General features: G+C 54.0%; 15 protein-coding genes and 1 pseudogene. All 16 read left to right on the forward strand.

The window, feature by feature from the left end:
• Nucleotides 1–1106 (forward strand): serine hydroxymethyltransferase (gene glyA / locus QJ48_RS32635; RefSeq protein WP_054977490.1); only part of this gene is annotated, 1106 nt, incomplete at its 5' end.
• Nucleotides 1107–1375: 269 nt separating this feature from the next.
• On the forward strand, nucleotides 1376–2005 hold the full coding sequence (upp, locus tag QJ48_RS32640; protein ID WP_036682788.1) for a uracil phosphoribosyltransferase: 630 nt from the start codon (nucleotides 1376–1378) through the stop codon (nucleotides 2003–2005).
• A gap of 28 nt (nucleotides 2006–2033) precedes the next feature.
• Nucleotides 2034–3176 carry a non-hydrolyzing UDP-N-acetylglucosamine 2-epimerase gene (gene wecB, locus QJ48_RS32645; protein ID WP_054977491.1) on the forward strand — a complete coding sequence of 381 codons (1143 nt, stop codon included), beginning with the start codon at nucleotides 2034–2036 and terminating at the stop codon, nucleotides 3174–3176.
• Between the two features lie 173 nt (nucleotides 3177–3349).
• Nucleotides 3350–3586 (forward strand): AtpZ/AtpI family protein, encoded by a 237-nt coding sequence (locus QJ48_RS32650; protein WP_054977492.1) that lies wholly within the window; start codon nucleotides 3350–3352, stop codon nucleotides 3584–3586.
• Nucleotides 3587–3952: an ATP synthase subunit I gene (locus QJ48_RS32655; protein ID WP_054977493.1), complete on the forward strand. Its 366-nt coding sequence runs from the start codon at nucleotides 3587–3589 to the stop codon at nucleotides 3950–3952. It begins immediately after the preceding gene.
• A gap of 26 nt (nucleotides 3953–3978) precedes the next feature.
• Nucleotides 3979–4749 carry a F0F1 ATP synthase subunit A gene (atpB, locus tag QJ48_RS32660; RefSeq protein ID WP_054977494.1) on the forward strand — a complete coding sequence of 257 codons (771 nt, stop codon included), beginning with the start codon at nucleotides 3979–3981 and terminating at the stop codon, nucleotides 4747–4749.
• 85 nt (nucleotides 4750–4834) lie between these two features.
• On the forward strand, nucleotides 4835–5050 hold the full coding sequence (gene atpE / locus QJ48_RS32665; protein ID WP_025850351.1) for a F0F1 ATP synthase subunit C: 216 nt from the start codon (nucleotides 4835–4837) through the stop codon (nucleotides 5048–5050).
• Nucleotides 5051–5132: 82 nt separating this feature from the next.
• Nucleotides 5133–5618, forward strand: a complete 486-nt coding sequence (gene atpF, locus QJ48_RS32670; RefSeq protein ID WP_054977495.1) for a F0F1 ATP synthase subunit B — start codon at nucleotides 5133–5135, stop codon at nucleotides 5616–5618.
• Nucleotides 5615–6166 carry a F0F1 ATP synthase subunit delta gene (locus QJ48_RS32675; RefSeq protein WP_054977496.1) on the forward strand — a complete coding sequence of 184 codons (552 nt, stop codon included), beginning with the start codon at nucleotides 5615–5617 and terminating at the stop codon, nucleotides 6164–6166. Before atpF ends, QJ48_RS32675 begins: the two co-directional genes overlap by 4 nt.
• A 16-nt stretch (nucleotides 6167–6182) precedes the next feature.
• Nucleotides 6183–7697: a F0F1 ATP synthase subunit alpha gene (gene atpA, locus QJ48_RS32680; protein ID WP_054977497.1), complete on the forward strand. Its 1515-nt coding sequence runs from the start codon at nucleotides 6183–6185 to the stop codon at nucleotides 7695–7697.
• 153 nt (nucleotides 7698–7850) lie between these two features.
• Nucleotides 7851–8708 carry an ATP synthase F1 subunit gamma gene (atpG, locus tag QJ48_RS32685; RefSeq protein ID WP_054977498.1) on the forward strand — a complete coding sequence of 286 codons (858 nt, stop codon included), beginning with the start codon at nucleotides 7851–7853 and terminating at the stop codon, nucleotides 8706–8708.
• Between the two features lie 177 nt (nucleotides 8709–8885).
• Entirely contained in the window at nucleotides 8886–10292 is a 1407-nt protein-coding gene (gene atpD, locus QJ48_RS32690) for a F0F1 ATP synthase subunit beta (RefSeq protein WP_054977499.1), read from the forward strand.
• A gap of 111 nt (nucleotides 10293–10403) precedes the next feature.
• Nucleotides 10404–10811 carry a F0F1 ATP synthase subunit epsilon gene (locus QJ48_RS32695; RefSeq protein WP_054977500.1) on the forward strand — a complete coding sequence of 136 codons (408 nt, stop codon included), beginning with the start codon at nucleotides 10404–10406 and terminating at the stop codon, nucleotides 10809–10811.
• 242 nt (nucleotides 10812–11053) lie between these two features.
• On the forward strand, nucleotides 11054–11419 hold the full coding sequence (locus tag QJ48_RS32700; protein ID WP_054977501.1) for an NADH-quinone oxidoreductase subunit A: 366 nt from the start codon (nucleotides 11054–11056) through the stop codon (nucleotides 11417–11419).
• Complete coding sequence (locus tag QJ48_RS32705; protein WP_010500430.1) at nucleotides 11404–11922, forward strand: NADH-quinone oxidoreductase subunit B family protein; 519 nt, start codon at nucleotides 11404–11406, stop codon at nucleotides 11920–11922. Before QJ48_RS32700 ends, QJ48_RS32705 begins: the two co-directional genes overlap by 16 nt.
• Nucleotides 11919–12540, forward strand: a pseudogene (locus QJ48_RS32710) (hypothetical protein); the annotation flags it as partial. The gene QJ48_RS32705 and the pseudogene QJ48_RS32710, both read left to right, overlap by 4 nt.

The following is a 12540-nucleotide window of genomic DNA, read 5'->3' on the forward strand; positions in this document are numbered from 1 at the left end:
CCAACAAATACGCCGAAGGCTATCCGCATAAGCGCTACTACGGCGGCTGCGAATACGTCGACATCGTGGAGGACATCGCCCGCGACCGCGCGAAAGAATTGTTCGGCGCCGAGCATGCGAACGTACAGCCTCACTCCGGCGCACAGGCGAACATGGCCGTCTATCTTGCAGCGGTGAAGCCTGGCGATACAATTCTTGGCATGAACTTGTCCCACGGCGGTCACTTGACGCATGGCAGCCCGGTGAATGCGTCCGGCATTCTGTACAATTTCGTCGAGTATGGCGTATCCGAAAAAGATGCCCGCATCGATTACGACGACGTCCGCAAAGCGGCGTTCAAGCATAGACCTCGCCTGATCGTAGCGGGCGCAAGCGCGTACTCGCGTACGATCGACTTTGAAGCGCTCGGCAAAATCGCTGAAGACGTCGGCGCGCTCTTCATGGTGGACATGGCGCATATCGCGGGTCTGGTTGCAGCGGGTCTGCATCCGAATCCGGTGCCGTATGCGCACTTCGTCACGACGACGACGCACAAAACGCTTCGCGGTCCGCGCGGCGGTTTGATTTTGTGCCGCAAGCCTTGGGCGGCGGCAATCGATAAAGCGGTCTTCCCGGGCACGCAAGGCGGTCCGCTGATGCACATCATCGCAGCGAAAGCCGTAGCGTTCGGCGAAGCGCTCCAGCCGGAGTTCAAGACGTACGCGCAAAACGTCATCAATAACGCCAAAGCGTTGGCCGAAGCTTTGGCGGCCGAAGGCATCAACATCGTGTCCGGCGGTACGGACAACCACTTGATGCTCATCGACCTGCGCAGCCTGAACATTACGGGTAAAGAAGCCGAGCATCTGCTTGATGAAGTCGGCGTTACCGTCAACAAAAATGCGATCCCGTACGATCCGACCAGCCCGTTCGTGACGAGCGGTATCCGTCTGGGCACACCGGCGGCAACGTCCCGAGGCATGAACGAAGAAGCGATGAAAACGATCGCGAAGATCATCTCTCTTACCCTGAAAAATCCGTCCGACGCGGCGGTCCATGACAAGGTGCGCGGGATGGTCAAAGACTTGACCGCACAGTACCCGCTTTATTCGGGGCTTCAATACTAATTCGCTTTTTGCAGAAGAATCGGACCTTTCCTCGCGAAGGGACCGGTTCTTTTGTGTTGTTCGCTTCAGGTGGTCTCGACAAGCTCCAGGCGGGCTCGGAACCCGGCTAATGGCAGGTCTGCCGCCCATACCGCATGCCTGATTTTTTTGTTCCACGTGGATCATTTTTGTCGAAGCTGCATATTTTTCACGCGATTTGGGATTACTTCTTGTAGTTGTGGTATAATAGACAAGGTTTGGCTTCATAGCGTTAGTAGGGGGAGCAAGGCATGGGAAAAGTATTTGTTTGCGATCATCCGCTGATCCAACATAAGTTAACGTACATACGGGACGAAAATACGACAACGAAAGATTTTCGTGAGCTTGTCGACGAGGTGGCCACGCTGATGGCCTACGAAATTACAAGAGACATTCCGCTGGAGAAGGTGGAGGTGCGTACGCCCGTCACCACGGCGGAAGGCCGGGTCATTTCCGGGCGGATGCTCGGACTTATTCCGATTCTGAGAGCGGGGCTCGGTATGGTGGACGGCGTCCTGAAGCTCGTTCCGGCGGCTAAAGTGGGTCACATCGGATTGTACCGGGACCCGGAAACGCTGGAGCCGGTCGAATATTACGCCAAGCTGCCGACGGACGTCACGGAGCGCGAGCTGATCGTGATCGATCCGATGCTGGCCACGGGAGGCTCGGCGAATGCGGCGATCGAAGCGCTCAAGAAGCGCAGCTGTACCCAGATCAAGCTGATGTGTCTGATCGCCGCTCCCGAAGGTGTCCAAGCCGTACAGCAGGCGCATCCGGACGTCGATATTTACGTAGCGGCTATCGACGATTATTTGGACGACCACGGCTATATCGTGCCGGGGCTTGGAGACGCGGGCGACCGGTTGTTCGGAACGAAATAAGTCTTCGGGAAGGGGAAACCGCAAAATCATGAAAAAAACTAAAGTCATTACGATCTTCGGGACAAGGCCGGAAGCCATCAAGATGGCTCCGCTGGTGAAAGAGCTGGAGAAGCATCCGGAGCAGATCGAATCGCTCGTATGCGTTACGGCGCAGCACCGCCAAATGCTCGATCAAGTGCTCGATATTTTCAAAATCAAGCCGGACTACGATCTGGACGTCATGAAGGACCGCCAGACGCTGAATGAAATCACCATTCGCGTGCTGCAGGGACTCGATCCCGTGTTCAAGGAAGAGAAGCCGGACATCATTCTCGTTCATGGCGATACGCTGACGACGTTCCTCTCCAGCTATGCGGCTTTCTTGCAGCAGATTCAAGTGGGGCACGTGGAAGCCGGACTGCGCACGTGGAACAAGCTTTCGCCATACCCGGAAGAGATGAACCGCCAGCTTACGGGCGTACTGGCCGATATGCATTTTGCGCCGACGAATTGGTCTGCTGGCAACCTGCGCAAAGAAAATAAGCCCGAGAACGCGATCTATGTCACTGGCAACAGCGTGACGGATGTGTTTCAATATACGGTACAGGAGCAGTTCACCCATCCGGTGCTGGATTGGGCGAAGGGCAAGCGCCTCGTGCTGATGACCGCTCACCGCCGGGAGTCGCAGGGCGAGCCGCACCGGCAAATTTTCCGCGCCGTACGCAGGCTGGTAGACGAGTTCGAGGATATTGTCATCGTGTATCCGGTACATCCGAGTCCGGCCGTCAAGGAACCGGCTCACGAGATGCTCGGAGGGCATGACCGGATCAAGCTGCTTGAGCCGTTCGACGTGTTGGAATTCCACAACTTTTACCGGCATGCGCATCTGATCCTTACCGATTCGGGAGGAATGCAGGAGGAAGCTCCTTCGTTCGGCGTGCCGGTGCTTGTGCTGCGCGAAACGACCGAGCGGCCGGAAGGCATTGACGCCGGAACGCTGGAGCTGGTGGGGACGGACGAACAGCATGTCTACGAGCGGGCAAAGGCGTTGCTCAGCGATGAGGCGCTGTACGAAAGAATGAGCCGCTCGGCCAATCCTTACGGCGACGGAAAGGCGTCCGAACGGATCGTTCAGGCCATCCTTTACCACTTCGGACATACGCCGGACAGGCCGGAGCCGTTCCAACCGTGACAATATATTGACAAACGCTACAGCGTACAGTTGCACTGTTTGGTTTGCGGGCCAAAAAAACCTTGATATATCAACGTTTTTGTGATTTTTGTCATAGAAATCAAGCCAAGTTGCACAATTGACAAAATTGACTTTGCTTCGATAAAATATACTAGGATTGTAGGGTGGCATCCATGAATGAAAAGGATCCGTACAATCAGCCTTGGCGCGCGGCCGCATTGGTCAGCGCTCTGGGTATCGACATTGTCGTATGCACAACGGTTGGGTATTTCATAGGGAGCTTGGCCGACAAACATTGGGGCGGCGGTACAAAGGCTTGGTTGATCGGCGGGGTATTGATCGGTTTTGCAATCGGTATCTTTACGGTCATACTGGTACTAAAACGGTTTCTGGAGGACAAACGGGAATAAATGAAGAACCAGTTAAAGTCTGTTGTTCGTATTACGCTGTATTTTTTGTCTGCCCTGCTGCTGGTTTGGGCCCTCCTGCCGGCTTACCGGACATACGTGTGCGGATTGATGCTCGGTCTGGCGGTCAGCCTGATCAACGCCTGGCTTTTGGCCATGAAAATTGAATCGGTTTCCCAGAACGCAAACGAATACATGGGCAAGCGAGTCAATTTAGGAACGGTCTCCAGGATGTGCATGGCGCTAATCGCGGTGATGATCGCCGTGAAGCTGCCGCAATTCAACCTTGTTTTTACCATCATTGGATTATTTTTTGTCCAATTGGTAACACTCCTGATGGGTTTACTTTTTAGAAGAAATCAATCGTAGTGCATGGAAAGGAGGGAAATGTAAAAATGCATAAGTTTCCGGTTTTACAGCTCGGGGGATTGAACATCGATATCTCCACGTTTCTGGCGATTATCGTTACTTGCGTCATCGTGTTCGTTTTGGCCAGGGTGTCCGTAAGGAACCTGTCCGTCACCAACCCTTCCAAAATGCAAAACTTTTTGGAGTGGGTCGTCGAGTTCGTACATGGCATCGTTGCCAGCACCATGCCTTTAAACAGAGTGAAGCCTTATGTCTCGCTAGGTATGACCTTGATTATGTTTATTTTCGTAGCTAACCTATTGGGCCTTCCCTTCGGTATCGTTACGACGCATGACCAACCGCTGACGCTGTTCGGTTATACGGTCATTTCCGAAGAGATGATCAAAAGCGCCCACGGCGGTCACGGAGTCGAGGTGGCTTGGTGGAAATCGCCGACAGCCGATGTTTCCGTAACCTTCGGTTTGGCTGCAATCGTTATCGTATTGGTTCACTACTTGGGCCTTAAGCTGAATACGAAGCATTATTTGAAACACTATTTTGAGCCATTCTGGTTCTTCTTCCCTCTGAATGTGATTAAAGAAATTTCCAAGCCTTTGACGCTCGCTTTGCGTTTGTACGCAAACATTTTTGCGGGCGAGGTGCTGATCGCCACCATTTTGATGGCTGGTATTTTTGGAACTCCGCTGCTTATCGCATGGCAAGGCTTTAGTATTTTCGTAGGTGCGATTCAGGCGTTCTTGTTCACCGTTCTTACTATGGTTTACATTTCGCATGCCACCATTCACGAGGAGCATTAATTTAGATGCACGCCTTCGTGTCGGTCCGCGAATTTAAGGAAATCAAAATAAAAAAATTAGTTATCAGTTGAGGAGGATTTTAACAATGGAATTTTTGGCAGCAGCTTTGGCAATCGGTTTGGGCGCACTTGGCGCAGGTATCGGTAACGGTTTGATCGTCAGCAAAACAGTCGAAGGTATCGCTCGTCAGCCTGAGCTCCGCGGTACGCTGCAAACGACTATGTTTATCGGTGTTGGTATCGTCGAGGTTGTTCCGATCATCGGTGTCGTACTCGGATTCCTGATCTTCTTCGGTGCTTAATTGAATGAAATCGGTTTGGCGCGGAAGGCCTGAGCCATCCACGCCTTCGTTTTGCCTGAAATGACTGAAAGGAGTGGCATGGATGGGTTTTCATTGGGAGTCGACGGTATTCGCCATAGTGGCTTTTCTAATCCTCTATTGGCTGTTGAATAAATACGCTTTCGGACCTTTGATGGGAATCATGGAAGCGCGCAAGCGCATGCTTGCTGAGCAAATCGAATCTACTGACAAAAATCGCCGTGAAGCGGAGCAACTCTTGACCGAACAAAAGCAAGCGATGCAGGATGTTCGCAAGGAAGCTCACGAGATTATCGAGCAAGCCCGCAAAGTAAGCGCCAAGCAAGGCGAAGAAATCGTGGAGCAAGCGAAATCGGAGGCAGCTCGTTTGAAAAACGAGGCGCTTCAGGATATTGAGAGCGAGAAAAACAAAGCGATTGCGGCCGTTCGCGGTCAAGTCAGCGCTTTGTCCGTCATGATCGCTTCCAAAATTATCGAGAAGCAAGTTGACGAGAAGTCCCAGGAAGAGTTGGTTGAACACTACTTGAAAGAAGTAGGGGGCAACCGATGAGCCAGGATCTGATCGCAGCCAAAAGGTACGCCAAGGCATTATTCGATGTCGCTAGGGAGTCCGACCGGGTTGCTCAAGTCGAGCAAGAGCTCGGAAAGGTCATTGCGGTCTTAAACGAGAATCCGGACCTGTTCAAGCTCATCAAGCATCCGGGCATCGAGGCTGATGTAAAGATCGGGTTGATCAAGCAAATCTTCGATGCGGACGTATCCGAAGTTGTTGTTAACACGCTGAAGCTGCTCATCCAGCGCCGCCGGGAAGAGTCTTTGGAAGCTTTCGCGGCAGCTTATAACAAAATTGCCAGCGATGCGCTCGGTCAAGCGAACGCCACGGTGTACACGCCGGTGGAACTCAGCGAAACAGAGCTCGGCACCATTGCCGACACGTTCGGCAAATTAACCGGCAAACAAATCCGTGTGGAATCGGTTCTCGATAAACAATTGCTCGGCGGCATTCAAGTCCGCATCGGCGACCGTCTATATGACGGAAGCTTGGCGGGCAAGCTCGAGCGTTTGCACAAAACGTTGAATCAATCTCAAGCACTGTAGATAGGGGTGAGGGAATTTGAGTATCAGACCGGAAGAAATCAGCACGCTGATTAAGCAGCAGATTGAACAATATAAATCCGAGATTCAAGTGGTTGACGTAGGTACGGTTATTCAGGTCGGCGACGGTATCGCCCGTGCGCACGGCTTGGAGAACGTCATGGCAGGCGAACTGCTCGAGTTTCCCAACGGCGTGTTGGGATATGCGTTTAACCTTGAGGAAAGCAACGTAGGTATCGTTATTTTGGGGCCTTACACCGATATCCGCGAAGGCGACCAAGTGAAGCGTACCGGCCGCATCATGGAAGTTCCCGTAGGCGAGGAACTGCTGGGCCGCGTCGTGAATCCACTGGGTCAACCGGTTGACGGCAAAGGTCCGATCAACACGACGAATTTCCGCGCAATCGAGTCTCCGGCTCCGGGCGTTATGGCCCGTAAATCGGTTCATGAACCGATGCAAACCGGGATTAAAGCGATCGACGCGATGATTCCTGTCGGCCGCGGTCAGCGTGAGCTCATCATCGGCGACCGTCAAACGGGTAAAACCGCAATCGCGATCGATACGATCATCAACCAAAAAGGCAACGGCGTAAAATGTATTTACGTTGCCATCGGACAAAAGCAATCCACCGTTGTTGGCGTAGTAGAGCAGCTGCGTAAAGCAGGCGCGCTCGAATACACGATCGTGGTTACCGCTTCGGCTTCCGAGCCGTCCCCGATGCTGTGGCTTGCTCCTTATGCAGGCTGCGCGATGGGCGAGTACTTCATGTACAAAGGCGAGCACGTCCTGATCGTTTACGACGACTTGTCCAAACAAGCGGCTGCATACCGCGAGCTGTCCTTGCTGCTTCGCCGTCCTCCGGGCCGGGAAGCTTATCCGGGCGACGTCTTCTATCTGCACTCCCGTTTGCTGGAGCGCGCTGCAAAATTGAACGACGAGCTGGGCGGAGGTTCGATCACCGCGCTGCCGTTTATCGAAACGCAAGCAGGCGACGTATCCGCATATATCCCGACCAACGTAATCTCGATTACGGACGGACAGATCTTCCTGGAGTCCGACTTGTTCTACTCCGGCCAACGTCCGGCGGTTAACGTCGGTATCTCGGTATCCCGGGTAGGCGGCTCTGCACAAACGAAAGCAATGAAAAAAGTTGCCGGTACGCTCCGCGTTGACTTGGCTCAATACCGCGAGCTTGCCGCGTTCGCACAGTTCGGTTCCGACTTGGATAAAGCGACGCAAAGCCGTTTGAACCGCGGTGAGCGCACGCTTGAAATTTTGAAACAAGGCGTTAACCAGCCGATGGGTCTTGACCGTCAAGTGGCTTCCCTCTTTACGGTTGTCAGAGGCCATCTGGACGATATTCCGGTAAAAGACGTGCTTCGTTTCGAATCCGAGTTCCTGACCTACTTGGATACCAGCCGTCCGGAAATTCTCCAAAGCATCCGCGACACGAAAGACTTGACCGCGGACAACGAGAAAGCGTTGACGGACGCGATCGCTCAGTTCAAAAGAAGCTTCTCGGTTTCCGAATAATATATAATTAACCCGGGAATCTGCTGAAGAAACCCGGTGCTCTACGATAAGCCTGAAACAAGCGTTTCGATGAAGGTTCTCCCTTGCGGAAGCATCGCCCGTTCAGGGTCTGCGGAAGCAAGCGGAGAAGCCTCGAAAGAGAGGTGAGCAGGTATGGCAAAAGGGATACGCGAGATTAAGCGCGCGATCAGATCCAAGCAAAACATGAAGCAAATAACCAAAGCCATGGAAATGGTTGCGGCTTCCAAGCTTAGAAAAGCCCAAATGGCGGCAGAGTCCGCCCGCCCTTACGCGGATAAGCTGAAGGAAGTGGTCGGGAGCATCGCTGCGGGAACGAAGGGTGTGAAGCACCCGATGCTCGAAACCCGCGAGGTGAAGAAGACCGGTTATTTGGTAATCACGTCCGACCGCGGTCTGGCGGGGGGGTACAACGCTAACGTGTTGCGAAAGGTAATGACGGAGATCCGGGAAAGGCACAACTCTCCTGCCGAATATTCGATCTTCGTGATCGGGAGCAAAGGCAGAGACTTTTTCAAGAAGCGGAATATTCCGATTCTGGAGGAAGTAACCGGACTTTCCGATTCTCCGACGTTCTCGGATATTAAATCGATCGCGGCTGCGGCGGTTAGAAATTTCGAGAACGGGTCATACGACCAGTTGTTCCTGGTCTACAACCAGTTTAAAAATGCAATAACTCAAATCCCGACCGTCAAACGCCTTCTCCCGATGGAAGACGTATCCGTCGAAACTACGTCAGCCTATGAGTATGAGCCGTCTGCCGAGGGCGTATTGGAAGTACTCCTTCCCAAGTATGCCGAGACGCTTATCTACAGCGCATTGTTGGATGGAAAAGCCAGCGAGTTCGGGGCTAAAATGACGGCGATGAGCAGCGCAACGAAGAACGCGACGAAGATGATCAACGAATTGACGTTGTCGTACAACCGTGCGCGTCAGGCTTCGATTACGCAGGAGATTTCCGAGATCGTCGCAGGTGCGAACGCTCAAGGCTAGTTGATTAAGATGCACGAATGGCTTTGCTTCCGGCAAGGCTCGGATATATGCTTACGAAGACAGTTTTGCCATAGGCAAAACTTGGCAGTGCTTACGAAGATAGCTTTGCCTCCGGCAAAGCTCAGATAAGGCTTACGATGCAGTTTTGCCTACGGCAAAACTTTGAGGAGGGAAAACATGAGCAAAGGGCGCGTTGTGAATATCACAGGGCCGGTCGTTGACATTGAGTTTGAACGTGGACACCTCCCTGAGATTTTGAATGCCATTAAGATTGAAAAGAAAGCCGAAAAACAAGGCGAGCACGACATCAGCCTGACGGTTGAAGCCGCAGTACACCTCGGCGACAACCTGGTTCGTTGTGTCGCTATGTCTTCCACCGATGGCTTGGTCCGCGGGATTGAAGCCGTTGACACCGGCGCTCCGATTTCCGTACCGGTAGGTCCGGCTACGCTGGGCCGTGTATTTAACGTACTTGGTGATCCGATCGACGGAACGACAGAAGTCGACCGTACCAACATCAGCCCGATTCATAAAGCCGCTCCTGCGTTCGACAACCTGTCGACGAAGGCGGAAATCCTTGAAACAGGGATTAAAGTTATCGACTTGATGGCTCCTTATGCGAAGGGCGGTAAGATCGGTCTCTTCGGTGGTGCGGGCGTAGGTAAAACCGTTACGATGCAGGAGCTGATCCACAACATCGCTCAAGAGCACGGCGGTATCTCCGTATTCGCGGGCGTAGGCGAAAGAACGCGTGAAGGCAACGACCTTTACCATGAGATGAAGGATTCTGGCGTTATCTCGAAAACCGCGATGGTGTTCGGACAGATGAATGAGCCGCCGGGTGCGCGTCTTCGCGTGGCATTGTCCGGCTTGACGATGGCGGAATATTTCCGCGACGAAGAAGGCCGCGACGTGCTTCTGTTTATCGACAACATCTTCCGCTTTACCCAAGCGGGTTCCGAGGTTTCCGCATTGCTCGGCCGTATGCCTTCCGCGGTAGGTTATCAGCCGACGCTGGCTACCGAGATGGGTCAGCTGCAAGAGCGGATCACTTCGACGAAAAAGGGTTCCGTTACTTCCATTCAAGCGATTTACGTTCCGGCGGACGACTATACCGACCCGGCTCCGGCAACGGCATTCGCTCACTTGGACGCAACGACGAACCTCGAGCGCAGCATCGCAGCCGCCGGTATTTTCCCTGCGGTAGACCCGCTCGCTTCGTCTTCCCGGATTTTGACGCCGGAAATTCTCGGCGAAGAGCATTACAATGTCGCTCAAGGCGTGAAGCGGATTCTTCAGCGCTATAAAGAGCTTCTCGATATTATCGCGATCTTGGGTATGGACGAGTTGTCCGACGAGGACAAAATGGTCGTACACCGCGCTCGCCGTCTCCGTTTGTTCCTGTCCCAGCCGCTTCACGTGGCCGAGGCGTTCAACGGGATCCCTGGCTTGTACGTGCCGGTTAAAGAAACCGTCCGCAGCTTCAAAGAAATCCTCGAAGGCAAGCACGACAACCTTCCGGAGCCTGCGTTCCACAACGTGGGTACGATTGAAGACGCGATCGAAAAGGCAAAAACGCTGTAATGAAATACAACGCTGCTGAAGCGCGGGTTCCGTGAAAGAATCGGGCTTCGGCGGCAAGACTAATGCTTACGATGTGGCTTTCTAACGAAAGCCCTTAGGAGGGGAATCCAAGTGAGCACATTCCTGTTGGAAATCGTCACCCCCGAGCGTAAAGTGTACGCCGAGCAGGCGAACATGATTGTCGTAAAGGGCGTTGAAGGGGAGCTTGGAATTCTGCCGAATCACATTCCGCTGGTCACTCCATTACGAATCGCTCCGATTACTGTGAAAAAACGTGGGTCGAAAGACGAAGTTATCGCAGTGAACGGCGGTTTTATGGAAGTGCGCAAGGATAAGGTGGTTATACTGGCGGAAAGCGCCGAGCTGCCGGAACAGATCGATATCGAGCGTGCACAGAAAGCGAAAGAACGGGCGCAAAGTCGGTTGTCTCAAGCCAAGCAAGACCATATCGACTTCAAGCGGGCAGAACTCGCTTTGCATCGTGCATTGAATCGAATTGACGTCTCTGGAAAAAAGTGATAAATGAACCAAAAAGACGGGGGAACACGATTCCTCCGTCTTTTTTTCTAGTCCTTCCGGTACACTAAACGAATCGTATGGGATTAGGCATCTCGACTTATGAAGGCATTGTGAAAGTGGATGAAAATGTTAGACACCCCAAAAGGCATTTGTTATAATTGGGAAGGCATAACCTTAACAACAGTCCTGCAAATGTAAGACGCAGGCGGGACCCAATATAATAGGGAGGCGGTTCGTTCGCGATGTACATGAACAATTACGTGGTCGTAACGATTTTTCTCTTCTTAGCGGTATTGCTTCCAGTTGCAGCGCTTACAATCGGTCGCTGGCTTCGTCCCTACAAACCGGTGGAGGAAAAGTATACGACTTATGAAAGCGGTAACGAGCCGGTAGGTACGGGCCATGTCCGCTTCAACATCCGGTATTACCTCTTTGCGCTGATGTTTGTCATCTTCGATGTGGAAACCGTATTTTTGTACCCGTGGGCCGTTGCTTATAAGCAATTAGGCTTGTTTGCGCTTGTAGAGATGTGCATATTTGTTGGCCTGCTGATCATAGGCTTACTCTACGCTTGGAAGAAGAAGGTGCTGCAATGGACTTCAATTTAGAGAGCATTACGCCGGAGGAACGGCAGGAGCTGGAGCGCAACGTATTCATGACGACGTTGGAGCAGGTGAAGGCGTGGGCCCGCAGCAACTCGCTGTGGCCGTTGACTTTCGGACTTGCTTGCTGTGCCATCGAAATGATGGGCACGGGTGCGTCCCATTACGATTTGGACCGTTTCGGCGTTATTTTCCGAACGTCCCCGCGCCAGTCGGACGTGATGATCGTCGCCGGTACGGTGACGAAGAAGATGGCCCCGCTCTTAAGGCGCTTGTACGAGCAGATGCCGGAGCCGAAATGGGTCATTGCGATGGGCTCCTGTGCCACGGCGGGCGGCCCGTATGTGAAATCGTACGCGGTAGTCAAGGGCGTGGACCAAGTCGTTCCGGTCGATGTGTATATCCCCGGCTGTCCGCCGAACCCGGCCGCCCTGATCTACGGCATCAACAAGCTGCAGGAAAAAATCCGCTATGAAGCGAAAACCGGTAAGCAGGTGACCAATCGATGAGCGAGGAGCAAAAGCGAGAGAAAGCTGATGCGGCCGCTGCCGAAGAGCAGAAGGAAGTGAAAGCGGACGCTGGCACAAAGCCGTCGGGTGATCAAGCGGAAGCTATTTCAGACGAGCAGCCGACGGCGGGTGAAAATACGAAAGCGAACGCAGACGAGCCGTCTGCGAGCGATAGAGTGAAAGCGGGTGCAGCCGACGAGCAGGCGAGCGATACGGCGAAAGCTAGCGTAAGCCAAGCCGGGGAAGCGGTCGCAAGCGAAGACGCACCTGCGAAGAGCGACGCAAGCGGCGCAGAGGCACGCAGCGGCGGCGCGAGAGCCGCTGGCGGCGAAGCGCCCGAGGCGAAGCCCGCACCCGCGGCGGCGCCGATGAGCGGCGAGCCGACGGCAGCGCCGGGCGCCGACGTCGCCAAGGCGGGCGGCGCAGGCGAGCCGCCGGGCGGGTACGCCGCGGCGAAGCCTGCAGCGCCGCAGGCAGGCGCCGAAGGCGCGCAGCCGCGCGAAGCGGCAGCAGGCGGCAGCGAGCCTGGCGCGGAGGCGCGGAAGCCGCGGGCCGCGAAGGCCGCCGCAGGGGAGCCCGGCGACGCGCCGGAGGCGGGGCGCGCAGCGCCGCGCGACG

Source organism: Paenibacillus sp. A3, assembly GCF_001399685.1.
Lineage (GTDB): Bacteria > Bacillota > Bacilli > Paenibacillales > NBRC-103111 > Paenibacillus_G.

Bases quoted from the DNA above. Each gene is read 5' to 3' on its own strand.
- upp (WP_036682788.1), top strand. From the start codon at position 1,376: ATGGGAAAAGTATTTGTTTGCGATCATCCGCTGATCCAACATAAGTTA.
- wecB (WP_054977491.1), top strand. From the start codon at position 2,034: ATGAAAAAAACTAAAGTCATTACGATCTTCGGGACAAGGCCGGAAGCC.
- QJ48_RS32650 (WP_054977492.1), top strand. From the start codon at position 3,350: ATGAATGAAAAGGATCCGTACAATCAGCCTTGGCGCGCGGCCGCATTG.
- QJ48_RS32655 (WP_054977493.1), top strand. From the start codon at position 3,587: ATGAAGAACCAGTTAAAGTCTGTTGTTCGTATTACGCTGTATTTTTTG.
- atpB (WP_054977494.1), top strand. From the start codon at position 3,979: ATGCATAAGTTTCCGGTTTTACAGCTCGGGGGATTGAACATCGATATC.
- atpE (WP_025850351.1), top strand. From the start codon at position 4,835: ATGGAATTTTTGGCAGCAGCTTTGGCAATCGGTTTGGGCGCACTTGGC.
- atpF (WP_054977495.1), top strand. From the start codon at position 5,133: ATGGGTTTTCATTGGGAGTCGACGGTATTCGCCATAGTGGCTTTTCTA.
- QJ48_RS32675 (WP_054977496.1), top strand. From the start codon at position 5,615: ATGAGCCAGGATCTGATCGCAGCCAAAAGGTACGCCAAGGCATTATTC.
- atpG (WP_054977498.1), top strand. From the start codon at position 7,851: ATGGCAAAAGGGATACGCGAGATTAAGCGCGCGATCAGATCCAAGCAA.
- atpD (WP_054977499.1), top strand. From the start codon at position 8,886: ATGAGCAAAGGGCGCGTTGTGAATATCACAGGGCCGGTCGTTGACATT.
- QJ48_RS32700 (WP_054977501.1), top strand. From the start codon at position 11,054: ATGTACATGAACAATTACGTGGTCGTAACGATTTTTCTCTTCTTAGCG.
- QJ48_RS32705 (WP_010500430.1), top strand. From the start codon at position 11,404: ATGGACTTCAATTTAGAGAGCATTACGCCGGAGGAACGGCAGGAGCTG.